This is a genomic window from Streptomyces sp. NPDC030799, from assembly GCF_055572255.1.
Genome location: NZ_JBVIDS010000004.1, coordinates 129,702 through 154,836 on the forward strand (window position 1 = coordinate 129,702; position 25,135 = coordinate 154,836).

The following is a 25,135-nucleotide window of genomic DNA, read 5'->3' on the forward strand; positions in this document are numbered from 1 at the left end:
CCGACGCCCGATACCGACGCAAGCAGAAAGATGATCACTGTGACCGAAGCAATCGCGACCCCGGGAGCCCTCAAGCGCCTCGCCGACGAGGGCGTGTCGATCTGGCTCGACGACCTGTCGCGCAAGCGGATCACGTCGGGCAGCCTCGCCGAGCTGGTGGCGAGCGGCAGCGCCGTCGGTGTCACCACCAACCCGTCGATCTTCCAGGCCGCGATCGGCTCCGGCGAGGGCTACGAGGAGCAGCTCACCGACCTCGCCGTACGGGGGGTGACGGTGGACGAGGCGGTGCGGATGATGACGACCGCCGACGTGCGGGCTGCCGCCGATATTCTGGATTCTGTATACAGCACATCGAAGGGTGTGGACGGCCGCGTCTCCATCGAGGTAGACCCGCGCCTGGCCCACGACACCGGGGCCACCGTCGCCGAGGCCAAGCAGCTGGCGTGGCTGGTGAACCGCCCCAATGTCATGATCAAGATCCCGGCGACCAGGGCGGGTCTGCCGGCCATCACCGAGGTCATCGGCCTCGGCATCAGCGTCAATGTGACCCTGATCTTCTCCCTGGAGCGCTACCGCGAGGTCATGGCCGCCTACCTGGCCGGCCTGGAGAAGGCCCGCGAGCGCGGCATCGACCTGTCCACGATCCACTCCGTGGCGTCCTTCTTCGTCTCCCGCGTGGACACCGAGATCGACAAGCGGCTGACCGCCCTGGGCACCGACGAGGCCCTGGCCCTCAAGGGCCGCGCGGCCCTCGCCAACGCCCGGCTCGCCTACGAGGCGTACGAGGAGGTGTTCGGCTCCGACCGGTGGCTGGCGCTCGCCGGTGCCAAGGCCAACAAGCAGCGCCCGCTGTGGGCGTCCACCGGTGTGAAGGATCCTGCATACAAGGACACCCTGTACGTGGACGAGCTGGTCGCGCCGGGCACGGTCAACACCATGCCGGAGGCCACCCTGAACGCCGTCGCCGACCACGGCGAGATCACCGGCAACACGGTGACCGGCGGCTACGCGCAGGCCCACGCCGACCTGGCCGCCGTGGAGCGGCTCGGCATCTCCTACGACGAGGTCGTCCAGCAGCTGGAGGACGAGGGCGTCGCCAAGTTCGAGGCGGCCTGGCAGGAGCTGCTGGACGCCGTAGCGAAGTCCCTGAAGAGCAAGGGAGTTGACGCCCGATGACCGACAACGCACCCGCCGCCGCCCCGGCGCCCGCAGAGGTGCCGGTCCCGGTGGCCCCGCCGGGACGTGCTCTCGCCGACTGGGAGAATCCGCTGCGGGACGCCCGTGACCGCCGGCTCCCCCGGATCGCGGGCCCGTCCGGGCTGGTCATCTTCGGTGTGACCGGTGACCTGTCCCGCAAGAAGCTGATGCCCGCGGTGTACGACCTCGCCAACCGCGGTCTGCTGCCGCCGGGCTTCTCCCTCGTCGGGTTCGCCCGCCGGGACTGGGAGGACCAGGACTTCGCCCAGGTCGTCCACGACGCGGTCCGCGAGCACTCCCGCACCCCGTTCCGCGAGGAGGTGTGGCAGCAGCTCGCCGAGGGCATGCGGTTCATCCCCGGCGACTTCGACGACGACACCGCGTTCAAGCAGCTGAAGGACGCCGTCGAGGAGCTGGACGCCTCCCGCGGCACGGGAGGCAACTTCGCGTTCTATCTCTCGGTTCCGCCGAAGTTCTTCCCGAAGGTCGTGCAGCAGCTGAAGAAGCACGGCCTGGCCTCCCCGCCGCAGGGATCCTGGCGGCGCGCGGTCATCGAGAAGCCCTTCGGGCACGACCTGGACAGCGCCCGCGAACTGAACGCGATCGTGCACGAGGTGTTCGAACCGGACCAGGTGTTCCGGATCGACCACTACCTCGGCAAGGAGACCGTCCAGAACATCCTGGCGCTGCGCTTCGCCAACCAGATGTACGAGCCGATCTGGAACCGGTCGTACGTCGACCACGTCCAGATCACCATGGCCGAGGACATCGGCATCGGCGGCCGGGCCGGCTACTACGACGGCATCGGCGCCGCCCGTGACGTCATCCAGAACCACCTGCTGCAGCTGATGGCGCTGACCGCCATGGAGGAGCCGATCGCGTTCGACGCGGAGGCGCTGCTCACCGAGAAGCTGAAGGTGCTGAAGTCGGTGCGCCTGCCCGAGGACCTCGGCCGGCACACCGTGCGGGCGCAGTACGCGGGGGGCTGGCAGGGCGGCGAGAAGGTCGTCGGCTACCTCCAGGAGGACGGCATCGACCCCAAGTCGAAGACCGACACCTTCGCCGCGATCAAGCTGGGCATCGACAACCGCCGCTGGGCGGGCGTCCCCTTCTATCTGCGCACCGGAAAGCGTCTCGGCCGCCGGGTGACCGAGATCGCGGTGGTCTTCAAGCGGGCCCCGCACTCCCCGTTCGACTCCACCGCGACCGAGGAGCTGGGCCAGAACGCGATCGTCATCCGCGTCCAGCCGGACGAGGGCATGACCGTGCGGTTCGGCTCGAAGGTGCCGGGCACGTCGATGGAGATCCGGGACGTGTCGATGGACTTCGCGTACGGCGAGTCGTTCACCGAGTCCAGCCCGGAGGCGTACGAGCGGCTCATCCTGGACGTGCTGCTCGGCGACGCGAATTTGTTCCCCCGTCACCAGGAAGTGGAAGAGTCCTGGAAGATCCTCGACCCGATCGAGGCGTACTGGGCGGCGCACGGCAGGCCGGCGCAGTACGCGTCGGGCAGCTGGGGACCGAGTGAAGCGGACGAGATGCTCGCACGAGACGGACGGAGCTGGCGCAGGCCATGAAGATCGACCTGACCGACACCACGGCAAGCAAGATCAACAAGGCGTTGGTGCAGGGCCGCCGCGCCATCGGCACCCCGGCCGTGGGCATGGTCCTGACGATGGTCATCGTCACGGACGAGGAGAACGCCTACGACTCGATCAAGGCCGCCGAGGAGGCCTCGCACGAGCACCCCTCGCGGACCCTGGTCGTCATCAAGCGGCACGCCCGCACCCTGCGCGACCGCACCCACTCCCGGCTGGACGCGGAGGTCCGGGTCGGTTCCGAGGCGGGCACCGGGGAGACGGTCGTGCTGCGCACCTACGGCGAGGTGTCCGACCACGCCGACTCGGTCGTCCTGCCGCTGCTGCTGCCGGACGCGCCCGTCGTCGTGTGGTGGCCGGTGGAGGCCCCCGACACCCCGTCCAAGGACCCGCTCGGCGCGCTGGCCCAGCGCCGGATCACCGACCTGTACGCGGTCGAGCGGCCGATGGAGGTCCTGGAGACCCGCGCCCGCAACTACGCGCCCGGCGACACCGACCTCGCCTGGACCCGGCTGACGCTGTGGCGGTCCATGCTGGCCGCCGCGCTCGACCAGGCCCGGGTGAAGGTGACCACGGCGGCCGTCGAGGCCGAGGCGGACAACCCCAGCGCCGAGCTGCTGTCCCGCTGGCTGGAGGCCCGCCTGAACGTCACCGTGGACCGCGTGGTCAGCGCCGGCCCGGTCGTCACGGCCGTACGCCTCGGCACCGCGAACGGCGAGATCGTCATCGACCGCCCCGAGGGCCCCCTCGCGACCCTGACCCTGCCGGGCCAGCCGCCGCGCACCCTTGCCCTGAAGGTCCGCCCCACCTCCGAACTCATCGCCGAGGAGCTGCGCCGCCTCGACGCCGACGAGATGTACGCCATCGCCCTCAAGGGCGAGGCTGCCAAGGAGAACGCCTGACATGGCACAGTCCGAGTTCCCCAAGCTCACCAGCCGGCCCGAGTGGACGGCCCTCGCCGACCACCGCGCCGAGGGGCAGCCGCAGCTGCGCGAGCTGTTCGCGGCGGACCCCGGCCGCGCCGAGCGGTATGTCGTACGGGCCGGCGACCTGTACATCGACTACAGCAAGCACCTGATCACCGACGAGACCCTGGCCCTGCTCCAGGAACTCGCCGCCGCCACCGGCGTGTTCGCGCTGCGCGACGCCATGTTCCGCGGCGAGAGGATCAACCTCACCGAGGACCGGGCCGTGCTGCACACCGCGCTGCGTTCCGCACGGGACGCGGTGATCGAGGTCGACGGCGAGAACGTCGTGCCCAAGGTGCACGCGGTCCTGGACAAGATGGCCCACTTCGCCGACCGGGTCCGCTCGGGCGAGTGGACCGGCCACACCGGCAGGCGGATCAGGAACGTCGTCAACATCGGCATCGGCGGCTCCGACCTCGGCCCGGCCATGGCCTACGAGGTGCTGCGCCCTTACACCGCACGGGAGTTGACGTTCCGGTTCGTGTCGAACGTGGACGGCGCCGACCTGCACGAGGCCACCCGTGACCTGGACCCGGCGGAGACGCTGTTCATCGTCGCGTCCAAGACGTTCACCACGATCGAGACGATCACCAACGCCACCTCGGCACGCAAGTGGCTGCTCGACGGGCTCGGCGGCGAGGAGAAGGCGGTCGCCAGGCACTTCGTGGCACTGTCCACGAACGCCGAGAAAGTCACAGAGTTCGGCATCGACCCGGACAACATGTTCGAGTTCTGGGACTGGGTCGGCGGCCGGTACTCGTACGACTCGGCGATCGGCCTCTCCCTGATGATCGCCATCGGGCCCGACCGGTTCCGGGAGATGCTCGACGGCTTCCGGCTGATGGACGACCACTTCCGCACCGCGCCCGCCGAGGCCAACGCGCCGCTGCTGCTGGGCCTGCTGGGCATCTGGTACGGCAACTTCCACGACGCCCAGTCGCACGCGGTGCTGCCGTACAGCCACTACCTGTCGAAGTTCACCGCCTACCTCCAGCAGCTGGACATGGAGTCCAACGGCAAGTCGGTGCAGCGCGACGGCGAGCCGGTGCAGTGGCAGACCGGGCCGGTCGTCTGGGGCACCCCGGGCACCAACGGCCAGCACGCCTACTACCAGTTGATCCACCAGGGCACCAAGCTGATCCCGGCGGACTTCATCGGCTTCGCCCGCCCGGTCGACGAGCTGAGCGCCGAACTCAAGGCCCAGCACGACCTGTTGATGGCCAACTTCTTCGCCCAGACCCAGGCACTCGCCTTCGGCAAGAGTGCCGATGAGGTCCGCGCCGAGGGCGTGCCCGAGGAGCAGGTGGCGCACCGCACCTTCCAGGGCAACCACCCCACCACCACGGTCCTCGCCCCCGAGCTGACCCCGTCCGTGCTCGGCCAGCTGATCGCCCTCTACGAGCACAAGGTGTTCGTGCAGGGCGCGGTGTGGAACATCGACTCCTTCGACCAGTGGGGCGTGGAGCTGGGCAAGGTCCTCGCCAAGCGGGTCGAGCCCGCGCTGACCGAGGGCGCACAGGTCCCCGGTCTCGACCCGTCCACCACGGCCCTCGTCGCCGCCTACCGCACCTTCAAGAACGCTCAGGAAGTGAACTGATCATGCAGCTCGGTCTCATCGGTCTCGGCAAGATGGGCGGCAACATGCGCGAGCGGATCCGCCGCGCCGGCCACACCGTCATCGGCTACGACCGCAATCCCGAGGTCTCCGACGTCAAGTCCCTCGCCGAACTGGTCGAGAAGCTGGACGCGCCACGCCATGTGTGGGTGATGGTCCCGGCCGGCACCGCCACGCAGACCGTCATCGACGAACTGGGCGACCTGCTGCAGCCCGGCGACACGGTGATCGACGGCGGCAACTCCCGCTGGACGGACGACGAGAAGCACGCCGCCGCCCTCGGCATCAAGGGCATCGGCTTCGTCGACGCCGGTGTCTCCGGCGGGGTGTGGGGCCTGCAGAACGGCTACGCGCTCATGGTCGGCGGCGACAAGGCGCACGTGGAGCCGCTGGAGCCGATCTTCGAGGCGCTCAAGCCGGAGGGCCCGTACGGCTATGTCCACGCGGGCCGGGTCGGCGCCGGGCACTTCTCGAAGATGGTCCACAACGGCATCGAGTACGCCATGATGCAGGCGTACGCCGAGGGCTGGGAGCTGCTGGAGAAGGTGCACTCGGTGGAGAACGTCCGCGAGGTGTTCCGCTCCTGGCAGGAGGGCACCGTGATCCGTTCCTGGCTGCTGGACCTCGCGGTCAACGCCCTGGACGAGGACGAGCACCTGCAGAAGCTGCGCGGCTACGCGGAGGACTCCGGCGAGGGCCGCTGGACGGTGGAGGCGGCGATCGACAACGCCGTACCGCTCCCGGCGATCACGGCCTCGCTCTTCGCCCGGTTCGCCTCCCGGCAGGACGACTCACCGCAGATGAAGATGATCGCGGCGCTGCGCAACCAGTTCGGCGGCCACGCGGTCGAGAAGAAGGACTGACGCCCTCGCCCTGTCCAGCCCGCTGGACAGGGCAATACGCACCGCCGAGCCGGCGGACCCGACCGGAGCCGTGCCCGACCCCGATCTGCACGAGTGGCACTACGGCGGCCACGAGGGCGTCACCACCGTCGACATCCACCGCACCCACCCCGGCTAGGACCTGTGACGGCCCTTCCGGGAGCGAGACACCGTACGGCTCGCAGCCGCGCGGACTGTGAGGAACATCCCGGCCACCACCCCGGGCCCGGCTTCTACAATCTCCGGCACGCACAGTGAGCGTGCCGCCCCGGCGGCCACCGGCCCGAAGGAAAGCGATGACCAGCGTCGAAGAACCGGTACGCCCCGGGGGACGCGTACGCGACGCGGCCCGCACCAAGGCCGAGATCCTGGACGTGGCCACGCAGGAGTTCGCCCGAGCCGGCTACGACGGCGCCCGCGTGGACGAGATAGCGGCCCGCACCCGCACCACCAAGCGGATGATCTACTACTACTTCGGCGGCAAGGAGCAGCTGTTCACGGCCGTGCTGGAGCGGGCGTACGGAGTGATCCGCGAGGCCGAGCAGCAGCTGGACGTCGAGCACCTGGACCCGGTCGCCGCGATCCGGCGGCTGGCCGAGCTGACCTTCGACCACCACGAGCGGCACCCGGACTTCATCCGGCTGGTCGGTATCGAGAACATCCACGGGGCCGAGCACCTCGCGGCCTCCGGGAAGCTCGGCAGGACCGGCTCACCGGCCCTGGAGCTGATCCGCCGGATCCTCGCCGCGGGGCGGGAGTCCGGGCTGTTCACAGCCGATGTGGACGCGGTCGACCTGCACGCGGTGATCAGCTCGTTCTGCTTCTTCCGGGTCGCCGGCCGGAACACCTACGGCGCCCTGTTCGGCCGGGACCTGGCGGACCCCGCCCGGCGGGAGCACTACCGGACCATGCTCGGCGACATGGTGATCGCCTACCTGACGGCGGAGCGGGCGGCCGGCTGACCGCCGTAGCCCCGGCTGCCCACCGCGGCTGACTCTGCACATCCGGGTCGGGGAGCCGGTTCGTTGATCAGCAGCGGGGATCCGGTCTCGGGTGGCGCGGCTCGTAGAGGGTGAGTTCACCGCCGCCCGGCAGGCGCAGGGCGGTCACCCGGCCCCACCGGGCCTCCTCCACCGGACGGGTGAACTCCACGCCATGTCCGGCGAGTTGACGCTGCGTCGCGTCGAGGTCGTCGCACATCAGCATCAGCTCGTGCGCGGGCTCGCCGTCGGTGGGGTGACAGGCCACCTCGGCAGGCGGTGCCTGGAAGATCAGCCAGCCGTGGCCCGCGTCGACGTGCGCCCAGCCGAGGGTGTCGCGCAGAAAGGCCCGGTCGGCCTCCGCGTCGCGGCTGTAGAGCACCACATGTGCACCGTTGATCACGCGCGGAGGCTAGTGCGGCGGAGGGGTCCGGGCAAGCACCGGCCGCCTGCGCCCCGCCGTGCGGCCCGGTCACGGGGCCGGGTTCACGGCCGCGTCGAGGAGCGGGCCGAGTTCCCTCACGGCCGTGGTCAGGGGGCCTGCGTCGCATTCGGCGCGGGCCATGAGGATCGCTCCCTCCAGCGTGCTGATCATCAGTGTGGCGAGGGATGCGGCACGGGCCCCGGGCACCCCCATGCCGGCCAGGGCCTCGGCGAGCGGGTTCCGCCAGGTCGTGAACGCGGCGGCCACGGCCTCCCGGGTCGATCCGGCGGCGGAGGTGCACTCGACCGTGGCGGCGGCCACCGGGCAGCCCGCCGCGAAGCCGTCCGTCGCGTACTCGTCGGTCCACTGCGCGACCATCGCCGCGAACAGGGCGCTCGGCGTCGGCTCCTCAAGTCCCGCCAGAAAACGGGCGATGCGCCGGCCCGCGTACCGTCCGGCCCAGGCGACCGCCTCGTTGACCAGCTGTTCCTTTCCACCCGGGAAGTAGTGCTGGAGCGAACCGCGCGGTGCGCCGGCGTGCGCGGCGACCTCGCGCAGACCGGTGGCGGCGACTCCGTCGCGGCGGATGAGCTGGGCGGCGCTGAAGACCATCCGCTCCCGCGGCCCCCGTCTCGCCTCGCTCATCGCGGCCCTCCGTTCCTCACGGCGCCCACTCTATGACCGGCGTCATAACGACCGCTACTATGACAGCGGTCATAGTCCGCTCCGGGAGCAGAGGACGGTCCCCATGCACGTCGGTTTCATCGGTCTCGGTGTGATGGGCCGGCCCATGGCGCAGCGCCTGGTGTCCGCCGGCACTCCCCTGGTGGTCTGGAACCGGACCCCGGAACGCACCGCAGCCCTGCGCGCGGCCGGGGCCTCGGTCGCCGCGGACGCCGACGAGGTGTTCGCACGGTCGGACGTGGTGCTGCTGATGCTCGCCGACGAGGCCGCGGTCGACGCCGTCCTCGGCCGCGGCACCCGTGTGTTCGCCGCGCGCGTCGCCGGGCGCACCGTCGTCCACATGGGTACCACCTCGCCCGAGTACTCCCACGCCCTGGAGAGGGACATCCGGGCGGCCGGCGGCGGGTACGTCGAGGCGCCCGTCTCCGGGTCGCGGGTGCCGGCGGAGGAGGGCCGGCTGGTGGCGATGCTCGCCGGGGAGGCGGACGCCGTGGACGCCGTACGGCCGCTGCTCGCGCCGTTGTGCCGGGAGACGTTCGTGTGCGGTCCCGCGCCCGGCGCCCTGTTGATGAAGTTGTCCGTGAACCTCTTCCTGATCACGCTGGTGACCGGCCTGACCGAGGCGTTCCACTTCGCCGAGCGCCAGGGCCTGGACCGCCGGCTGTTCCTGGAGGTCCTCGACGCGGGGCCCATGGCCAGCGCGGTCTCCCGGATGAAGGCACCCAAGCTGGGTGAGCGGGACTTCTCGGTTCAGGCGGCCGCGCTGGACGTCCTGAAGAACAACCGGCTCATCGCCGAGGCGGCGCGCAAGGCGCGGCTGGCCTCACCGCTCCTCGACGTGTGCCACACCCTGTTCGAGGAGACGGTGGCGCAGGGGTACGGCGGCGAGGACATGGTGGCCGTACTGCGCGCGATCGAGACCCGGTCCGCCGAGGCGTCGTAGCCGGCCGTCGTGGGTCAGCGCTTAGGGGCGCCGTAGACCCGGTCGACGTGCAGGCGCACCACGAGGCGTCGGTCGCGGACCATCGCCGCCCGGTAGTCGTCCCAGTCCGGGTGCTCGCCGAGCACGTCCCGGTACAGCCGGATCAGTTCCTCGACGGTCTCGTCGTGCGGGTCCCGGGCGACCGGGGACAGCTCGGCCGTGCCCTCGGCGACCGTGTACGCCCAGCGGTCGGCGCTGGTGACGTGGTAGGAGGCGCGGGGGTCGCGGCGCAGGTTGCGGGTCTTGGCGCGGTCGTCGGTGACCGAGATCCGGATGATCCGCTCGTCGGGGTAGTAGGCGTGGCTGACGTTGGACAGCTGGGGACGGCCGTCGCGCTTGAGGGTGACCAGCACCCCGCCATGGCCGTCGGAGAGGAGGTCGAGCAGCGCGTCCTGTGCCGGTTCCTGAGTCATGACGGGGTCAACCCTGCGCGGCCCGCCGGGCATTCCCTCAGCCGGGAGGAGCGGCAGGCGCCCCCGCGACCAGCAGTAGACACTGTCTACGCACGCCTGGTAGACAGTGTCTATGACTGAGTCCGACATCGGGTTGCGCAAGCGTCTGGTCGACGTGGGAGCGGAGCTGCTGGCCGCCGAGGGGCTGCAGGCGCTCACCCTGCGGGAGATCGCCCGGCGCGCCGGCGTCTCGCACGGGGCGCCGCGCCGCCACTTCCCCACCCATCTGGAGCTGCTGTCGGCCATCGCCCGCCGCGGCTTCGACGATCTGGCCGAGCGGGTGCGCAGCACACTCGCACACGAGCCCGCCGACCCGCGCGCACAGGTGGCGGCGCTCGCGCGGACGTATCTGGAGTTCGCGCTGCACAACCCCGGCATGTACGAGCTGATGTTCCGTCACGACCTGCTGGAGAGCGGACATCTCGGGTTGCGGGAGACGAGTCTGCCCCTGTTCGGTGTGCTCGCCGGGCTGGTCGGTGAGGTGCGGCCCGAGGCCGACGCACGGCGGGTGGCGGGCGCACTGTGGGCGAACCTGCACGGGATCGCCCAGCTGTGGCGCTGGCGCAGCCTCCAACTGGCCCTCGGCGAGGACGACTTCGGCCGGTTGCTCGATGCGGTGCTGGCGGCCCACCTGGGCGCGGACGGCGACCGGTGAACCGGCGGTGGACGCTGGCGAGCAGTGTGGCGGGCGCGGTGGTCGTCGCGCTGGACGGCACGGTCCTCACGGTCGCCCAGCCCCGTCTGCAGGGGGACTTGGGCGCGTCGTTCGCCGAGGTGCAGTGGACCAGTACGGCGTATCTCGTCGCGGTGGCGAGCCTGCTGGTGTTCGCGGGGCGGCTCGGTGACCGGTACGGGCAGCGGCGGGTGTTCGCGCTGGGCCTGCTGGGGTTCGGGGCGGCGTCGGCGGGGATCGGTGCCGCGCCCTCGGTGGGCTGGGTGATCGGACTGCGGGCGGTGCAGGGAGTGTTCGGCGCGCTGTTGCAGCCGGCCACGCTGGGCATGCTGCGGGCCGCGTTCCCGCCGGACCGGCTGGCCGGGCCGCTCGCCGTACGGACGGCCGCGATCGGGCTGGCGGCGGCAGCGGGGCCGCTGGTGGGCGGGGCGCTGGTGGGCGGCCTCGGCTGGCGGACGGTGTTCTTCGTCAACGTGCTGCCCGCGCTCGTCTTCGGCCTGCCGGCCCTGCTGCGGCCACAGCCGCCCGCCGCGGGCTCCCGGACAGCGCTGGACGTGCCGGGGGCCGTGCTGCTCGCGGTGTCCCTGGCCTGCCTGGTGCACGCGCTGACCGCGCCGCCGGACTTCGTGGCGGGCCTCGCCGCCGCCGCGGTCACCGCCGCCGTCCTCGTGCGGCACGAACGGCGTACGGCGAGCCCGCTGCTGCCGGCCGCGGTCCTCGGCTCGCGGGCGGTCGGGGCGGCGCTCGGGATGCTGGTGGCCGTCTCCGCGGCCCTGTTCGGCGCCCTGTTCGTGGTCACCTACGTGCTGCAACGCCGGCTCGGCCTCGACCCGTTGCCCAGTGCCCTGCGCAGTCTGCCCCTGGCGGTGCTGATGGTGGCGTCCGCCGCGCTGTGCCCGGTGCTGCTGCGCCGGTTCGGGGCGCGCGGTACGACGACGGCGGCGACGGCTCTGCTGGCGCTCGGTGTCCTCGTGCTGTCCGGCACCACCGCCGCGCCGGCGCTCGGCTGTGCGTTCGCCCTGCTGGGCGCGGGCTTCGGCACGGTGATGGTGGCGGCCACCCAGGTGGTCGTACGGCGGGCGCAGGTGGCGGTGGCCGGAGTGGCGGGCGGACTGCAGCAGACAGCACTGAACGTCGGCCCGGCCGTCGGCGTCGCCACGGCGACCGCCCTGATGGACACCGGAACCGGTCAGGCCCTGCTGGTCCTGGCAGCCGTCGCAGCACTCGGCATACCGCTGGCCCGCGCGCTGCCGGGCATCGGGGACGGGGATGCACTGCCCGGCACCCGGGACGGGGATGCGCTGCCGGGGGCCGGGGACGGGGATGCGCTGCCGGGGGCCGGTGACGACCGTTCGGTGCCCGGGCCGGACGGCGACGATCCGCTGCCAGGGACCACCCGCGCCCGATCGCTGCCTGGCATCGAGGGCGCCCCTTCGTCTTCCTAGACCGCAGGCATCATCCGCCGCCCGGACCCGCCCTCGCCCGGCTGGTGCCCTGCGCCAAGGCGCCCCTTCGTTGCCCTGGACCGCGAGCGACCACCCGCTGCCGGAACCACCTCGCCCGGCTCCTGGCCCGCACCGAGGGCCACCCTTCGATGCCCTGGAGCCGCAAGCGACCATCCGTCAGGGACCGCCCGTGCCCGATCGCTGCCTGGCATCAAGGGCGCCCCTTCGTCTTCCTGGACCGCAGGCACCATCCGCCGCCCGGACCCACCCCCGCCCGGCTGGTGCCCTGCACCACGGGAAACCCTCGTCGCGTGGGACCGGAAGCCGCCGTCCGCTGCCCCGGGCCGGCCATGAGCCCTCTGCTGCCCGGGACCCTCTGGCGCCTCCCTGGCGGCGCGGTCCGGTGACGGGGGCGGGCGGGCGGCCGCTGCCGGTGCCGTTGCGTCGATGACGTGCGGCGCTGAGCAGCGGGTGGGTAAGGGTGCTCCTGCGGGACGATGAGGGGCGGGTGCTTCCGGTGGGCGGCCGGGGCATCGCGGACGAGGTGACCGGAGGAGAGCGATGGCACAGCTGCGGCAGGAAGCCGACCCGGGCGAGGCGGGCCTGGACGTCGAGGCGCTGGACCGCCTGGACCGGCAGTTCGCCCGCTACGTCGACCAGGGGCGGCTGCCCGGCTTTCTGGTGGCCCTGTCCCGCGGCGGCCGGGTCGCCCATCTCACCACATACGGCCGGCGCGATGTCGCGGCCGGCCTGCCGGTCGAGGCGGACACCCTGTGGCGGATCTACTCGATGACCAAGCCGGTCACCGCGGTCGCCGTGCTGCTGCTGGCGGAGGAGGGCAGGCTGTCCCTGGACGACCCACTGGACCGCCATCTGCCCGCATTCGCCGACCCGGTGGTGTACGAGGGCGGTTCGGGCGCCGAGGTGCGCACCCGCCCGGCCGCAGGCCCGATCCTGATCCGCCATCTGCTCACCCACACCGCCGGCCTCACCTTCGGCTTCTACTACCGTCACCCCGTCGACGCCCTGTACCGCGAGGCCGGCCTGGAGTACTCCGTCCCGCCGGGCAAGAACCTCGCCGAGACGGTCGAGGTGTACGCGCGCATGCCCCTGCAGTTCGATCCCGGCACACAGTGGAACTACTCGGTCGCCTCGAACGTGCTGGGCCGGGTCGTCGAGGTGGTGTCCGGGCAGCCGCTGGACGCGTTCTTCACCGAGCGGATCCTGCGTCCGCTCGGCATGACCGACACCGGTTTCCACCTCGGGCCCGGACATACGGGCCGACTGGCCGAGTTGTACGGGGAGACGGACGACGGCGGGATCGAGCCCGTGCCGGGACTGCCGGTGCACGGCCGGCCGCGGTTCCTGTCCGGCAGCGGCGGCCTGGTCTCCTCCGCGTACGACTTCCACCGGTTCATGGAGATGCTGCGCCGGGGCGGCGAACTGGACGGTGTCCGGCTGCTGTCCGCGGACAGCGTCGCGCAGATGACCCGCAATCAGCTGCCCGGCGGCGCGACGCTGCGGTCCTTCGGCGCACCCGTCCATCAGGAGCGGGGCAACGACGGGCTCGGCTTCGGCTTCAACGTGTCGGTGGTGACCGACCCGTCCCGCACTCCGGCCCCGTCCACCCTCGGCACGTACGGCTGGACCGGTGTGGCCACGACCGCGTTCTGGGTCGACCCGGCCCATGAGCTGACGGTGCAGTTCATGACGCAGATGCGCCCGAAGACGCTGAAGATCTTCCCGGAGCTGCGGCGGCTCGTGCACGCGGCACTGGTGGACTGAGCGCCGAGGACGCCGCCCGCCGCTCGTCCCCCATGGGGAGCGGCGGCGGGCCGCACGGTCCGGCTTCAGGAGCCGTGCGCGACGGCGTCCAGATGGGGCAGGATGTGGTCCATCCGCTCCCGCTTGGTGCGCAGATAGGTGATGTTGCTCTCGCACGGCTCGATCAGCAGCGGCACCTGCTCGGCGACCTGGACGCCATGCCGGACCAGCGCCTCCCGCTTGCGCGGGTTGTTGGACATCAGGCGTACCGAGCGCACCCCGAGGTCACGCAGGATCCCGGCCGCGACGCCGTAGTCACGGGCGTCCACGGGCAGGCCGAGCGCGAGGTTCGCCTCCACCGTGTCCAGGCCCTCCGCCTGCAGTGCCATCGCGCGCAGCTTGGCGAGCAGTCCGATCCCGCGGCCCTCGTGGCCCCGCAAGTAGACGACGATCCCGCTGCCTTCGGCGACCACGGCGCGCAGGGCGGCCTCCAGCTGGTCGCCGCACTCGCAGTGCCGGGAGCCGAACGCGTCCCCGGTCAGGCACTCGGAGTGCAGCCGGGTCAGCACGTTCTCGGTGCCGATGTCGCCGTACACCAGGGCCACTTGCTCGTCACCGAGGTCGTGGTCCAGGTAGCCGATCGCCTGGAATTTCCCGTACACGGTGGGCAGCGGTGCATTCACGACGCGTTCCACGCCCGACCGCCGCGAGGACTTCTTGCCGAGTACGCCGAGGTTGGCGCCGGTGTTTTCTGTCATGATCTGATTCCTAAGCAGAGACGAAAGGCCGTGAAAAGATGAGTGGTTCGGGCGCGCGTGCGGCGGCAGGCGAGGGGACGTACGACGTGGCGAACGGCGTGCTGCCGACGGACACCACGGAAGACGTACGGAGGCGGGGGGCGGGCGTTTCAGCACAGGTCGCCGTCCTCCCCGTCGGGAGCTTCGAACAGCACGGTCCGTTCCTTCCGCTGGCGACCGACACGCTCGTCGCCTGCGCCGTGGCGCGGGAGATCGCCGCCGCGTACCCGGTGCACCTCCTTCCTCCGGTGACGGTCTCCTGCTCGCACGAGCACGCCAACTGGCCGGGGACCGTCAGCATCTCCTCCGTGACCCTCCATGCGGTGGTCCGGGACATCGCGGCGTCGCTGCGCCGCTCGGGCGTCGGCGCGCTGGTCGTGGTCAACGGGCACGGCGGCAACTACGTGCTGGGCAACGTCGTCCAGGAGGCCTCCGCGCGCGGCGAGCGGATGGCACTGTTCCCGGCCGCCGAGGACTGGGAGTCGGCCCGGGAGCGGGCGGGGGTGCACACCTCGCTGCTCACCGACATGCACGCGGGAGAAATCGAGACCTCGATTCTGCTGCACGCTCACCCCGAATTCGTCCGCCCTGGTTACGAGTCCGCCGATTTCACCGCTGACGACCGTCGTCATCTGCTCACCGTGGGAATGTCCGCCTATACCGAATCGGGTGTCATCGGCCGTCCTTCCCTGGGGTCGGCGGAAAAGGGGAAGGAACTCCTGGCGAGCCTGGCGGAATCCTTCGCACCGTATTTCGCGTTGCTCACCTCGGCGGAGGGGCGCGGGTAGTCTCCGGCGGCAGCGGGGCCCGGCTCCTCGGTCACGGCGGCCGGGCCGGGGTCCGCCGGCGCGCCGGCGGGGCGCAGACCGGCGTACCAGCGCGCGGCGAGGACAAGGGCGCCGGGCAGGCTCGCCACGAAGCTGAGTACGCCGTACACGACGGCGACGGCGACACCGGTGCTCGCGCCGAGACCGGCGGCGCCGAACGCCCAGGCGGTCACGCCCTCGCGGGGGCCGAAGCCGCCGACGTTCAGCGGCAGACCCATGGCGACCAGGGCGAGGACCGCGAGCGGGACCAGTACCGCGACGGGGGCGGCACAGCCGGCGACCCGGGCCGCCACGACGAACATCGCCAGGTGCCCGGCCAGGACGAGAGCGGAGGACACGGCGATGCCCGGGCCGCCGCGACGGGAGAGCAGGCCCCGGCGTGCCTCGCCGAGGGCGGTGCGCAGGGCTCCGGTCCGGCGCGAGGGCGCGCGGTTCATGCGGACGGCGAGGCCGACGGCGAGCGCGCCGGCCGCCGCGAGGGCCACCAGCGGGGCGAAGTCGCGGGCCTCGGCGCGGACCGGGGACGGCAGCGTCGGCAGCACCGCCACGGCGAACACGGCCAGCGCGATCTGCCCCGCGACGCGTTCCAGTACGACGGCCTTCACCCCGCGCCGCAGGTCACCGGCGCTCTGTCCGTGCCGGACCGCCCGGTGTACATCGCCCAGGATCCCGCCGGGCAGCGCCGCGTTGAGGAACAGCGCCCGGTAGTAGTCGGCGACGGCGGGGCCCAGCGGCAGCCGGATGCGCAGGCCGCGGGCCACCAACTGCCAGCGCCAGGCACTGAGCACGGTGGTGGCCGCGCCGATGCCCAGCGCGGCCAGCACCGTCACCGTGTCGATCCGCCGCAGCCCGTCGAGGAGCACACCGGTGCCCAGCCGCCACAGCAGGAAGCCGAGGACGACGACGCCGGTGACGCTGCCGACGTGCCTACGCAGCGCGCGGAGTCGGGGACGGCCGGGGCTGGTGGGCTGCGGGGCCTCGGAGGCCGGCGGCTCCGTGAGCGAGGACCGCGAGGACAGCGAGGACGAGGACGGCTCCGGCATCCGGGCGCCGGCCGTGCGGGCCGTCTGCCCGGCGTCCACGCCAGGGTGTGCGGGTGCGGGGTGTGGGCCCGCACTCTGCACATGCGCGGGTGCCGCGCGGACCAGGCCGGCGTCGTGCGGGCGGGCGGGCGCCGGGCCGGTGGGCAGCACGCGCGCGTGGGCGTCGGCTCCGGTGACCCGGTGCTCCGCCTCCACCGCAGCCGTCCGCGGGGTCATGACGCCCCGCCCGTCGGCCGGGGCAGGGCCAGCAGGTCGCTGTGCTGGACCACGACCCACAGTTCACCGGCGGCGCAGGCGGCGAGCCGGTCCCGCAGATAGCGCTCGGCACGGTCGCGCAGCTCCGGCCGCTGCTCCACGGCCGCGCCCACCCAGCCGCGCAGCCACTGCTCGGTCAGCGCCGACTCCTCGGGGCCGAGTCGCCACGGGCTCGGATGCACGCGTACGGCGGCGCCGCGCTCGGCGAACGCCTCGCAGGCCGCGGTGACCGCGTCGGGACCGAGCAGCCCGGCGCGCCGCTGATGGGCGTTGAACGCCTCGGCGATCTCCGCGTCCAGCGGGTCGGCCGGGGTGAGTTCGACGCGGCCGGCGACCGACAGCGTGAGCAGCGCGGGGCAGCCGGCCCCCGCGCAGGCGTCGGCGAGGGTGACGACCTCCTCGCGGGTGAGGACGTCGAGCAGCGCGGAGGCGGTGACCAGCGAGGCCCCAGCCAGCGCGTCCGGGGTGAGCCGGGCCACGTCGCCGCGCCGGGTCTCGACGGTGACGCCGCTGCCGTCGGCGGCGGAGCGCGGGGAGCCGACGGCGGCGAAGTGCAGCAGGTAGGGGTCGCGGTCGTGCAGGACCCAGTGCTGGGATCCGTCCAGGCGGGGCGCGAGCCAGCGGCCCATCGAGCCGGTGCCGCAGCCCAGGTCGTGCACGGTCAGTGCGCCGGTGCGGCCGGGCGGGTTCGCCAGCCGGATCCGCAACGCGTCCAGCAGTTCCTCCGCGCGGGCGGCCGCGTCGGCCCCTTCCCTGAGCCGCAGCCATTCGGGCGCGTACCGGGGCGGCTCCTCGGGCTCGCTGTCCCGCAGCCGCACGGTGGCCCGCTCACCGCGACTCCCCACGGGCCCGGCTCCGGCGACCACCCCGGTCTCCTCACCACCGACGGCACCGCCGAACTCCCCGTCTCCCACCGCCCCGTGGGCGGCACCGCTCTCCCCGCCCCCGGCGACGACCTGGCCGCTCAAGTCCGCAGCACTCTCCGCCGCCTGCGCACCCGCCGCGGCGGCCGGAGTGCGGGCCTCCTCGCGACCGGCGTCGGGTACCGGCTCCGCCTCGGCACCGCGCAGCGCGCGTACCTGACTCGGCCCGGACTGGGCCGGTATCGACGAGATGCCGTTTGTCGTGGTGTGCGGGCCGGTCATGCCGCCCTCCTCGGGGTTTCGGGGAGTCGTGCGAGGACTCCGGCCAGGCTGCGGGCGGTGGTGGCCCAGCCGTCGAGTGCGGCGCGGCGGGCGCGGGCCGCGGCCTTGAGCCGGCGGCGCACGTCGGGCTCGCCGAACCAGCCGCGCAGTTCGGCGGCGAGCGCGGCGGGGTCCTCCGGCGGGACGAGGATGCCGGGCACCCCGCCGTCGGGGGCACGGCCGACCGCCTCCGGCAGGCCGCCCACGTCGGTGGCGAGGACCGGGACACCGCGGGCCAGCGCCTCGGTGACCGCCATGCCGTAGGTCTCGGCGTAGGAGGTGAGGACCATCAGGTCGGCGGCGGCGTACGTGGCGTCGAGGTCCGCGCCGGAGCGCGGGCCGGTCAGGTGCAGCCGGTCGGCGAGGCCGTACCGGGCGATCAGTTCCCGCAAGTGGGCGACGTACGCCGGATCGTGGCCGAGTCCGCCGACCAGTTCGCAGGTCCACGGCAGGTCCCGTACCGTCGCGAGCGCCTCCACGAGCCGGTGCTGGCCCTTGCGCGGGGTGACCGCGGCCACGCACAGCAGCCGGGACACGCCGTCGGTGCCGGGCGCGAGCGGCGCGATGTCGGCGCCGGGCGCGGCGGCATGCACGCGTTCGGGGGCGAGGCCGTGGTGGGAGAGCAGTCGGCGCACCGCCCAGTCGCTGGTCGCGATCACAGCGGGCACGGCACGCAGCACGGCGCGTTCGCGGGCGTCGAGGTCGGCGGCGACGGCCGGGTCGAGACCGGTCTCGTCGCCGAGCGGAAGGTGGACGAGCACCGCCAGGCGGAGCCGGCCGGTCTCCGCGGTGATGACCTCCGGGACGGCGCAGGCGACGAGCCCGTCCAGCAGGACGACCGCGTCGTCCGGCAGGTCCCGCAGGGTGCGGGCGAGGCCGTCGCGGGCCGCGCGGTCGGGGCGCGGCCAGGTGCCGGGAGCGGCGTGCGGGGTGACCTGCCAGCCGAAGCCGGGCAGGTCCAGGCTGACCCGGCGGTCGTAGGCGTTGCCGCCGCTGGGCGCGGCCGGGTCGTCGACGCCGCCCGGCAGGACGAAGTGGACGGTGCGCAGGGACATGGGGACGATTCCGGCCTTCTCGACGGCGATGGCCTTCTCGACGGCGATGGCCTCGTGCTCGACGGTGGCCTTCTCCTCGGCGGTGGGCTTCTCGTCGGCGGTGGGCTGCGCCGGCACATAGGCCAGCCGCGCCGGCGCCGTGGTCGCCCCGGTCACAGGCCACGCTCGTAACTCGCCCAGGCGACATGGGACTCGTGCAGGGTGACGCCGATACCCGCGAGTCCCTTGGCGCCCTCGCCGAGCGCGCCCTTGTGGATGCGTTCGGCGAGCCGGTCGGCGATGACCTTGGCGAGGAACTCGGTGGAGGTGTTGATGCCGGCGAACTCGGGTTCGTCGTCGAGGTTGCGGTAGTTCAGCTCGGCGGTGATGGCGCTCAGTTCCTGCGTGGCCAGGCCGATGTCGACCACGATGTTGTCCTCGTCCAGCTGCTCGCGGCGGAAGGTTGCGTCCACCAGGAACGTGGCGCCGTGCAGGCGCTGCGCGGGCCCGAACACCTCGCCGCGGAAGCTGTGGGCGATCATGATGTGATCGCGGACGGTGATGCTGAACAACGGACGACCCTCCAGGTACGGCGCGTCTGGTCCCCCGGTCCTTACCCGTCGGGGGATGCCGGATAGTACGGCTCTCCGCCTCCCCGCGTTCAGCCCCCTCTCACTCTTTTCTCAGGTCAGGCCGGTTCCGCGTACCGGACCCGGTGGCACAGGGCGGGGACCTCGCCCGAGGCGAGCTTCGGCAGGACGTCCGGGAGTTCCTCGAAAGCGCTCTCCCCGGTGATGAGCGCGTCCAGTGCCGGGTCGGCGAGCAGGTCGAGGGCGAGCGCCATCCGGTCGGCGTAGCCGCGGCCGGGGCGGGCGGCCGGGGAGACGGTGCCGACCTGGCTGCTGCGCACGGTGAGCCGGCGGGAGTGGAAGGCCTCGCCGAGCGGCAGGGCGACACGCCGGTCGCCGTACCAGCTCAGTTCCACGACCGTGCCCTCGGGCGCGAGGAGTTGCAGGGCGCGGGTGAGGCCGGCCTCGGTGGCGCTGGCGTGCACCACGAGGTCGCAGTCGCCGAGGGCGCCGTCGGGCGTGGCGAAGTCGACGCCGAGCGCCTCGGCGGTCCTGGCGCGGGCCGGGTCGGCGTCGACGAGCTGCAGCCTGACGCCCGGGAAGCGGGCGAGCAGCGCGGCCACCGAGCAGCCGACCATGCCACCGCCGACCACCGCGATCCGGTCGCCGATCAGCGGCGTCGCGTCCCACAGGGCGTTGACGGCGGTCTCCACGGTTCCGGCGAGCACGGCCCGCGCGGCGGGGACCCGTTCGGGCACGACGGTCACGGCGCTCGCCGGGACGACGTAACGGCTCTGATGCGGGTAGAGGCAGAAGACCGTACGTCCGATCAGCTCGGCCGGCCCCTCTTCCACCTCGCCGACGCTGAGGTAGCCGTACTTGACCGGACCGGGGAAGTCGCCCTCCTGGAACGGCGCCCGCATCAGGGCGTGTTGGCTTTGCGGCACCCCGCCGCGGAAGACGAGCGTCTCCGTGCCGCGGCTCACCCCGGAGTACAGGGCGCGCACCAGGACCTCGCCCTCGGCGGGCGCCGCGAGGGTGACGTCGCGCAGCTCGCCGTGGCCGGGTGAGCGCAGCCAGAACGCCCGTGCCGAGCGGTTCATCGGCATCCTCCTGAACGATAGGGAAGTTGTTCACGTACCGAGAAGTGCACAGGCCGCGCACAGTACGCGGCGTTGATCGACTCTGTCACTCGGCCGGAGGGTGTGCGGTGGCCCTGAACAACACGTATGACGCGAGGCTCCAGCAGGAGACCGCTGTGGGAGCGGGCGTACAGCTGCTGCTGCTCGCGCTGCTCGGCACGGCGATCGGCATGGGGCCGGCCGGCTGGCTTACGGGGCTGGCGTTCGCGTTCGCCACCTGGGCGGTGCTGGCCCGTGCGCTGCACCGCTCCCCCCTGCGCTCCTTCGGCCCCGCGAACCGGGTCACGCTCGGCCGGGCGACCCTGGTGGGCGGGGTGACCGCGCTGGTCGCGGACTCCTTCGAGAGCGCGCCGCCGGTGACGCTGCTGGTCGGCCTGACCGCGGTCGCCCTGCTCCTGGACGGCGTCGACGGCAAGGTGGCCCGCCGCACGGGGACCTCGACGGCGCTCGGCGCGCGCTTCGACATGGAGGTCGACGCGTTCCTGATCCTGGTGCTGAGCGTGTACGTGTCCATGCAACTCGGCCCGTGGGTGCTGCTGATCGGCGGCATGCGGTACGCCTTCGTCGCCGCCGCCCGGCTGGCCCCCTGGCTGAACGCCCCGCTGCCGCCGTCCTTCGCCCGCAAGACCGTCGCCGCCGTCCAGGGGGTGTGCCTGCTCCTGGCCGGCGCCGAACTGCTCCCCCACCTGGCGAACCTCGCGGTCGTCCTGCTGGCGCTGGGCTCGCTGGTGTGGTCCTTCGGCAGGGACGTGCGGTGGCTGTGGCGCACCTCCCGGATGCCCGTGGAGCCGGCGGCCGGGGTGCAGGTCCTGGAGCTGGCGGCGCGCTGAGCGCGGCCCGACGGCTACGCAGAGGGCCCGGACCGGGTGACCGGTCCGGGCCCTTCGTCATGCTTCTTCGGCTGTTACGACCGTGCCGCCCGGCTGCGTACGATCGCGAACGCGGCGGCCGCGAGGCCGAGGACGCCGACGGCCAGGCCGGCGATGCCGAGCCCACGGGCGGTGGAGTCGCTCGTGCCGGCCGCTTCGGCGGTGGCGGCGGCGGTCTTGGCGGGCGCCGGCGCGGCGGTGGCATCACCGGCCGTCAGCTTCAGCACCGGGGCCGGGTTCTCCGGCTCCTCTCCGCCCGTCGGCTCCTCGATCCAGCGCGCGACCTTGCCGTCGGAGTAGGTCTGCAGGGTCTTGAACACCAACTGGTCTGTGTTGTCGGGAAGTTGACCGAAGGCGACGTCGAAGTCCTCGTACTGCCCGGCGCCGATCTTCCCGCCGGTGAAGGTGATCTCGGAGGCGGCCTCGGTGATGGTGCCGTCGTCGGTCTTGACCGGCGTCTTGAGCTTGGTGGTGGTGACCTTGGCGGTCCAGCCGTCCTGCGGGTGGACGAGCACGCCGAGGACGGGGTGGTCGGTGGGCAGGAAGACCTGCACCTTGGTGGTGGAGGCGCTGTCCTCCTCGTTCGGGACGCGGAAGGTCAGCACACCGTCGGTGGCTCCCTTGGCGTAGCTCTCGGGGTGGACGGTGACGTGCGCGAAGGCGGCACCGGCGGCGAACAGGACCGTCGCGGCGCCGACGGCGGCGACGGTTCCGGCGCGGCGCGCGGTGAGACGTGCTGCGGACATGGACATGGGTGAGTCGATCTCCGTACGGGTGATGGGTCGTTCGGGGTCAGAGCGAGTACGGGATCGGGGCCGGGGGTCCGCGCCGGCTGACCGCGTGCCGCAGCAGGGCCGGGCGGGGCGCTGCGGGGGCGACCGGGACCCGCGGGGCGGCACCGGCGGGGGCGGGCAGCGGGGAGCCGCGCCACCAGGCGAAGAGACCGGGTACGAGCGTGGCGGCCCGGCGCAGCAGCGACCACAGGGCGGCCTCACCCCGCCGCAGCCACCAGGAGGCGGCGAGCGCGGCGAGGACGTGGGCGGCGGTGGCGTGGCCGGTGAGATGCGCTGTCACCTGGGCGTGCGTGTGCATCGCGGCCATGGTGTGCCCCGGCATGGCGGCCATGTGCGCGGTCCCGATGCCGGGGCGCGCGGCGTCGAAGCCGAGGTGCAGTCCGGCCTGGGTGAGCAGCGTGGCCGCACCGATGCCGGGCAGCGACCGCTCCCGGCCGCCGAGGACCCAGCCGAGCGCGAACACGGCGAGGAAACCGGCCGCGTCGGCCCACAGCGGCGGCATGGCGCCCATGGCAAGGCCGTGCCCGGCGGCGGCGAGCAGCACGCACACCGCGGCGAACACCGCGGCACGCAGGGCTCTCACCGCCGGGGACGCGCTCATGGGACTCATGGTGAGGGATCCTCCCACGGCTGGGTGATACGCGCGGCTCGGACGCTGTGTTCAGCGGCCGGGGGAACACACTCACACCGGACGGCTGACTCCCCCGGCCCGGACGCTCCCCGGCCGTACAGCGGTGCGCGGCACCCGCACCACGCAACCGCAACCGTCTCTCGGGTCCCGCACCACGAACCGCGTCGGTCCGTGGTGCGGATCCCCGTCCCGTGCTGCCTACCGGACCGGTGCGGGTCGGGGCGCCGGGACGTAGCCGGCGGGCCGGGTCGTGAAGGTGCCCCGGCCCTGGGTGCGGCTGCGCAGCCGGGTGGCGTAACCGAACAGTTCGGCCAGCGGTACGGTTGCGGTCAGTACGGCCGTACCGTCGCGGTTCTCGGACCCGCCGACCCGGCCGCGCCGGGCTGCCAGGTCGCCGAGGACCGAGCCGACGGCGTCCTCCGGCACGGTCACCGTGACCTCGGCGACCGGCTCCAGCAGGGCGACCGCGCAGGCGCGCAGGGCCTCGCGGAGCCCGAGCCGGCCGGCCGTGCGGAAGGCCGTGTCGGACGAGTCCTTCACGTGGGTGGAGCCGTCGGTGAGGGTGACCCGCACCCCGGTCACCGGGTGCCCGTCGAGCGGTCCCTCGGCGAGCGCGTCCCGGCAGCCGGCCTCCACCGCGCGCACGTACTCCTGCGGCACCCGCCCGCCGACCACGGCGGAGCGGAACTCGAAGCCGGTGACGCCGGTTTCGGGTCCGAGCGGTTCCACGTCGAGCACGACATGGGCGAACTGCCCCGCTCCGCCGTCCTGTTTGACGTGCCGGTACACGAACCCGGTCACCCCTTCCAGGACCGTCTCGCGGTGGGCGACCCGCGGCCGGCCGACGCCGACCTCCGGTCCGCCGTCGCGGCGGATCTTCTCCACCGCGACCTCCAGATGGAGTTCGCCCATCCCGGACAGCACGGTCTGCCCGGTCTCGGCGTCGGTACGCACCACCAGCGAGGGATCCTCCTCGGCGAGCCGTGCCAGCGCCGCCGCCAGCCGGCCGGTGTCCGTGGCGCGCCGGGCCTCGACCGCCACGGACACCACGGGTTCGGCGGCCACCGGCGGTTCCAGCAGCAGCGGTGCGCCGGGGTCGCACAGGGTGGAGCCGGCCCGCGCCGCCTTCACGCCGGCGAGCGCGACGATGTCACCGGCGACCGCCCGGTCGAGCTGGGCATGCCGGTCCGCCATGACACGCAGGATGCGCGCGACGCGCTCGGTGCGCCCGGTGCCCGGGTCCCGCACGGTGTCTCCCTTCTCGATGGTGCCGGCGTAGACGCGCACGTAGGCCAGCCGCCCGGTGGCGCTCGCGTTCACCTTGAACACCAGCCCCGCGAACGGCGCTTCGGGGTCGGCGGCCCGCCGCTGCTCGGTGCCCTCGTGGACACCGCGTACGGCGGGGACGTCCAGCGGCGAGGGCAGATAGGCCACGACCGCGTCCAGCAGCGGTTCGATGCCGCGGTTGCGGTAGGCGGAGCCGCACAGCACGACCACGCCGTCCCCGGTGCGGGTGAGGTCGCGCAGGGCGGCGGCGAGGGTGCCGGCGTCGAGCGTGTCCCGGTCGCAGAACTCCTCCAGGGCGGCCGGGTGCAGCTCCGCCACCGTCTCCTCCAGCGCCCGGCGCCGCCGTAGCGCCTCCTGCCGCAGCGGCTCGGGTACGGGCCCCGCCAGGGCCGTTGCGGCACCGTCGGCCCAGACCAGCGAGCGCATCCGCACCAGGTCGACCACTCCGGTGAACGCGTCCTCGGCGCCGATGGGCAACTGGACGACGAGTGGCGCGGGATGCAGCCGCTGCCGGATGGACTCGACGGCCCGGTCGAGCTCGGCGCCCGCGCGGTCCATCTTGTTGACGAACGCGATTCTCGGCACACCGTGCCGGTCGGCCTGCCGCCACACCGACTCGCTCTGCGGCTCGACCCCGGCGACGGCGTCGAACACGGCGACCGCCCCGTCGAGGACCCGCAGCGAACGCTCGACCTCGTCGGCGAAGTCGACGTGCCCGGGGGTGTCGATCAGGTTGACGCGGTGGCCGTCCCAGGCGCAGCTGACGGCGGCGGCGAAGATGGTGATGCCACGGTCGCGTTCCTGCGGGTCGAAGTCGGTGACGGTGGTGCCGTCGTGCACCTCGCCCCGCTTGTGGGTGGTGCCCGTCGCATACAGGATCCGCTCGGTGACGGTGGTCTTGCCGGCGTCCACGTGAGCGAGGATGCCGAGGTTGCGGACGGCGGCGAGGGTGGTGAGGTTCGTGCGCACGGCCCGGGGCCTTTCTGGCGATCAGGGAAAGATCCTGAAAGATCAGGAAAAGGGCAGCGCGATTTACCCGT

23 protein-coding genes and 2 pseudogenes are annotated in these 25,135 nt (G+C 72.9%); 13 read left to right on the forward strand and 12 right to left on the reverse strand.

The window, feature by feature from the left end; all coding sequences use genetic code 11:
* Window positions 1-30 precede the first annotated feature (30 nt).
* The 7 genes and pseudogenes from tal (at window position 31) to ACZ41I_RS11525 (ending at window position 7,221) form a co-directional block, all read left to right on the forward strand.
* Window positions 31-1,176 carry a transaldolase gene (gene tal / locus ACZ41I_RS11495; protein ID WP_468513935.1) on the forward strand — a complete coding sequence of 382 codons (1,146 nt, stop codon included), beginning with the start codon at window positions 31-33 and terminating at the stop codon, window positions 1,174-1,176.
* The gene (gene zwf / locus ACZ41I_RS11500; RefSeq protein ID WP_399765891.1) at window positions 1,173-2,774 is read left to right on the forward strand and encodes a glucose-6-phosphate dehydrogenase; all 1,602 of its coding nucleotides are present in this window, start codon (window positions 1,173-1,175) and stop codon (window positions 2,772-2,774) included. Before tal ends, zwf begins: the two co-directional genes overlap by 4 nt.
* A complete protein-coding gene (gene opcA, locus ACZ41I_RS11505) occupies window positions 2,771-3,697 on the forward strand; it encodes a glucose-6-phosphate dehydrogenase assembly protein OpcA (protein ID WP_363216359.1) in 927 nt (308 codons plus the stop codon). The genes zwf and opcA overlap by 4 nt, the downstream gene beginning before the upstream one ends.
* A gap of 1 nt (window position 3,698) precedes the next feature.
* Entirely contained in the window at window positions 3,699-5,360 is a 1,662-nt protein-coding gene (pgi, locus tag ACZ41I_RS11510; RefSeq protein ID WP_399765894.1) for a glucose-6-phosphate isomerase, read from the forward strand.
* Between the two features lie 2 nt (window positions 5,361-5,362).
* Window positions 5,363-6,241, forward strand: coding sequence for a phosphogluconate dehydrogenase (NAD(+)-dependent, decarboxylating) (gene gnd, locus ACZ41I_RS11515; RefSeq protein WP_363220101.1), 879 nt, complete (start codon window positions 5,363-5,365; stop codon window positions 6,239-6,241).
* Window positions 6,234-6,392, forward strand: a pseudogene (locus ACZ41I_RS11520) (histidine phosphatase family protein); the annotation flags it as partial. The gene gnd and the pseudogene ACZ41I_RS11520, both read left to right, overlap by 8 nt.
* A 163-nt stretch (window positions 6,393-6,555) precedes the next feature.
* Window positions 6,556-7,221, forward strand: a complete 666-nt coding sequence (locus ACZ41I_RS11525; RefSeq protein ID WP_399765898.1) for a TetR/AcrR family transcriptional regulator — start codon at window positions 6,556-6,558, stop codon at window positions 7,219-7,221.
* Between the two features lie 67 nt (window positions 7,222-7,288).
* Here ACZ41I_RS11525 and ACZ41I_RS11530 read toward each other — a convergent pair whose 3' ends face one another.
* Window positions 7,289-7,642, reverse strand: a complete 354-nt coding sequence (locus ACZ41I_RS11530) for a VOC family protein (RefSeq protein ID WP_363220099.1) — start codon at window positions 7,640-7,642, stop codon at window positions 7,289-7,291.
* Between the two features lie 69 nt (window positions 7,643-7,711).
* Entirely contained in the window at window positions 7,712-8,308 is a 597-nt protein-coding gene (locus ACZ41I_RS11535; protein ID WP_468513936.1) for a TetR/AcrR family transcriptional regulator, read from the reverse strand.
* On the opposite strand from ACZ41I_RS11535, the gene ACZ41I_RS11540 reads away from it, so the two are divergent.
* Window positions 8,250-9,290 carry an NAD(P)-dependent oxidoreductase gene (locus ACZ41I_RS11540; RefSeq protein WP_468513937.1) on the forward strand — a complete coding sequence of 347 codons (1,041 nt, stop codon included), beginning with the start codon at window positions 8,250-8,252 and terminating at the stop codon, window positions 9,288-9,290. The genes ACZ41I_RS11535 and ACZ41I_RS11540 overlap by 59 nt on opposite strands.
* Before the next feature lie 14 nt (window positions 9,291-9,304).
* Here the strand turns inward: ACZ41I_RS11540 and ACZ41I_RS11545 are convergent, their stop codons facing one another.
* Window positions 9,305-9,742, reverse strand: a complete 438-nt coding sequence (locus ACZ41I_RS11545) for a PPOX class F420-dependent oxidoreductase (protein WP_363220096.1) — start codon at window positions 9,740-9,742, stop codon at window positions 9,305-9,307.
* A 112-nt stretch (window positions 9,743-9,854) separates the two neighbouring features.
* Here ACZ41I_RS11545 and ACZ41I_RS11550 point away from each other — a divergent pair, with 112 nt between their 5' ends.
* From ACZ41I_RS11550 to ACZ41I_RS11560, 3 genes are all read left to right on the forward strand, one after another.
* Window positions 9,855-10,436, forward strand: a complete 582-nt coding sequence (locus ACZ41I_RS11550; protein WP_468513938.1) for a TetR/AcrR family transcriptional regulator — start codon at window positions 9,855-9,857, stop codon at window positions 10,434-10,436.
* A complete protein-coding gene (locus tag ACZ41I_RS11555; RefSeq protein WP_468513939.1) occupies window positions 10,433-11,899 on the forward strand; it encodes an MFS transporter in 1,467 nt (488 codons plus the stop codon). The genes ACZ41I_RS11550 and ACZ41I_RS11555 overlap by 4 nt, the downstream gene beginning before the upstream one ends.
* 561 nt (window positions 11,900-12,460) lie before the next feature.
* Complete coding sequence (locus ACZ41I_RS11560; protein WP_468513940.1) at window positions 12,461-13,684, forward strand: serine hydrolase domain-containing protein; 1,224 nt, start codon at window positions 12,461-12,463, stop codon at window positions 13,682-13,684.
* A gap of 65 nt (window positions 13,685-13,749) precedes the next feature.
* Here the strand turns inward: ACZ41I_RS11560 and ribA are convergent, their stop codons facing one another.
* A complete protein-coding gene (gene ribA, locus ACZ41I_RS11565) occupies window positions 13,750-14,421 on the reverse strand; it encodes a GTP cyclohydrolase II (RefSeq protein ID WP_363220054.1) in 672 nt (223 codons plus the stop codon).
* Between the two features lie 38 nt (window positions 14,422-14,459).
* On the opposite strand from ribA, the gene ACZ41I_RS11570 reads away from it, so the two are divergent.
* Window positions 14,460-15,248 (forward strand): creatininase family protein, encoded by a 789-nt coding sequence (locus ACZ41I_RS11570; RefSeq protein WP_363220053.1) that lies wholly within the window; start codon window positions 14,460-14,462, stop codon window positions 15,246-15,248.
* Window positions 15,249-15,418: 170 nt separating this feature from the next.
* Here ACZ41I_RS11570 and ACZ41I_RS11575 read toward each other — a convergent pair.
* The 5 genes and pseudogenes from ACZ41I_RS11575 to ACZ41I_RS11595 all read right to left on the reverse strand — a co-directional run.
* Window positions 15,419-16,546: pseudogene (locus tag ACZ41I_RS11575) on the reverse strand (lysylphosphatidylglycerol synthase transmembrane domain-containing protein); the annotation flags it as partial.
* A complete protein-coding gene (locus ACZ41I_RS11580) occupies window positions 16,543-17,730 on the reverse strand; it encodes a class I SAM-dependent methyltransferase (RefSeq protein ID WP_468513941.1) in 1,188 nt (395 codons plus the stop codon). The gene ACZ41I_RS11580 and the pseudogene ACZ41I_RS11575, both read right to left, overlap by 4 nt.
* Complete coding sequence (locus tag ACZ41I_RS11585; protein ID WP_399766155.1) at window positions 17,727-18,872, reverse strand: glycosyltransferase family 4 protein; 1,146 nt, start codon at window positions 18,870-18,872, stop codon at window positions 17,727-17,729. Before ACZ41I_RS11585 ends, ACZ41I_RS11580 begins: the two co-directional genes overlap by 4 nt.
* Before the next feature lie 104 nt (window positions 18,873-18,976).
* A complete protein-coding gene (locus tag ACZ41I_RS11590) occupies window positions 18,977-19,375 on the reverse strand; it encodes a 6-pyruvoyl trahydropterin synthase family protein (RefSeq protein ID WP_468513942.1) in 399 nt (132 codons plus the stop codon).
* A gap of 116 nt (window positions 19,376-19,491) precedes the next feature.
* Complete coding sequence (locus ACZ41I_RS11595; RefSeq protein ID WP_468513943.1) at window positions 19,492-20,475, reverse strand: zinc-dependent alcohol dehydrogenase; 984 nt, start codon at window positions 20,473-20,475, stop codon at window positions 19,492-19,494.
* 107 nt (window positions 20,476-20,582) lie between these two features.
* On the opposite strand from ACZ41I_RS11595, the gene ACZ41I_RS11600 reads away from it, so the two are divergent.
* Window positions 20,583-21,344, forward strand: coding sequence for a CDP-alcohol phosphatidyltransferase family protein (locus ACZ41I_RS11600; RefSeq protein ID WP_363220049.1), 762 nt, complete (start codon window positions 20,583-20,585; stop codon window positions 21,342-21,344).
* 74 nt (window positions 21,345-21,418) lie between these two features.
* Here the strand turns inward: ACZ41I_RS11600 and ACZ41I_RS11605 are convergent, their stop codons facing one another.
* The 3 genes from ACZ41I_RS11605 to fusA form a co-directional block, all read right to left on the reverse strand.
* On the reverse strand, window positions 21,419-22,129 hold the full coding sequence (locus tag ACZ41I_RS11605; protein WP_399765929.1) for a YcnI family protein: 711 nt from the start codon (window positions 22,127-22,129) through the stop codon (window positions 21,419-21,421).
* A 46-nt stretch (window positions 22,130-22,175) separates the two neighbouring features.
* The gene (locus ACZ41I_RS11610) at window positions 22,176-22,778 is read right to left on the reverse strand and encodes a hypothetical protein (RefSeq protein ID WP_468513944.1); all 603 of its coding nucleotides are present in this window, start codon (window positions 22,776-22,778) and stop codon (window positions 22,176-22,178) included.
* A gap of 228 nt (window positions 22,779-23,006) precedes the next feature.
* A complete protein-coding gene (fusA, locus tag ACZ41I_RS11615; RefSeq protein WP_468513945.1) occupies window positions 23,007-25,064 on the reverse strand; it encodes an elongation factor G in 2,058 nt (685 codons plus the stop codon).
* Window positions 25,065-25,135 lie beyond the last annotated feature (71 nt).

Coding starts and splice junctions, on each gene's coding strand:
- ACZ41I_RS11535 (WP_468513936.1), bottom strand. CDS start 8,308: ATGAGCGAGGCGAGACGGGGGCCGCGGGAGCGGATGGTCTTCAGCGCC.
- ACZ41I_RS11545 (WP_363220096.1), bottom strand. CDS start 9,742: ATGACTCAGGAACCGGCACAGGACGCGCTGCTCGACCTCCTCTCCGAC.
- ACZ41I_RS11570 (WP_363220053.1), top strand. CDS start 14,460: ATGAGTGGTTCGGGCGCGCGTGCGGCGGCAGGCGAGGGGACGTACGAC.
- zwf (WP_399765891.1), top strand. CDS start 1,173: ATGACCGACAACGCACCCGCCGCCGCCCCGGCGCCCGCAGAGGTGCCG.
- ribA (WP_363220054.1), bottom strand. CDS start 14,421: ATGACAGAAAACACCGGCGCCAACCTCGGCGTACTCGGCAAGAAGTCC.
- ACZ41I_RS11605 (WP_399765929.1), bottom strand. CDS start 22,129: ATGTCCGCAGCACGTCTCACCGCGCGCCGCGCCGGAACCGTCGCCGCC.
- gnd (WP_363220101.1), top strand. CDS start 5,363: ATGCAGCTCGGTCTCATCGGTCTCGGCAAGATGGGCGGCAACATGCGC.
- ACZ41I_RS11560 (WP_468513940.1), top strand. CDS start 12,461: ATGGCACAGCTGCGGCAGGAAGCCGACCCGGGCGAGGCGGGCCTGGAC.
- opcA (WP_363216359.1), top strand. CDS start 2,771: ATGAAGATCGACCTGACCGACACCACGGCAAGCAAGATCAACAAGGCG.
- tal (WP_468513935.1), top strand. CDS start 31: ATGATCACTGTGACCGAAGCAATCGCGACCCCGGGAGCCCTCAAGCGC.
- ACZ41I_RS11525 (WP_399765898.1), top strand. CDS start 6,556: ATGACCAGCGTCGAAGAACCGGTACGCCCCGGGGGACGCGTACGCGAC.
- ACZ41I_RS11550 (WP_468513938.1), top strand. CDS start 9,855: ATGACTGAGTCCGACATCGGGTTGCGCAAGCGTCTGGTCGACGTGGGA.
- ACZ41I_RS11540 (WP_468513937.1), top strand. CDS start 8,250: ATGAGCTGGGCGGCGCTGAAGACCATCCGCTCCCGCGGCCCCCGTCTC.
- pgi (WP_399765894.1), top strand. CDS start 3,699: ATGGCACAGTCCGAGTTCCCCAAGCTCACCAGCCGGCCCGAGTGGACG.
- ACZ41I_RS11610 (WP_468513944.1), bottom strand. CDS start 22,778: ATGAGCGCGTCCCCGGCGGTGAGAGCCCTGCGTGCCGCGGTGTTCGCC.
- ACZ41I_RS11580 (WP_468513941.1), bottom strand. CDS start 17,730: ATGACCGGCCCGCACACCACGACAAACGGCATCTCGTCGATACCGGCC.
- ACZ41I_RS11595 (WP_468513943.1), bottom strand. CDS start 20,475: ATGAACCGCTCGGCACGGGCGTTCTGGCTGCGCTCACCCGGCCACGGC.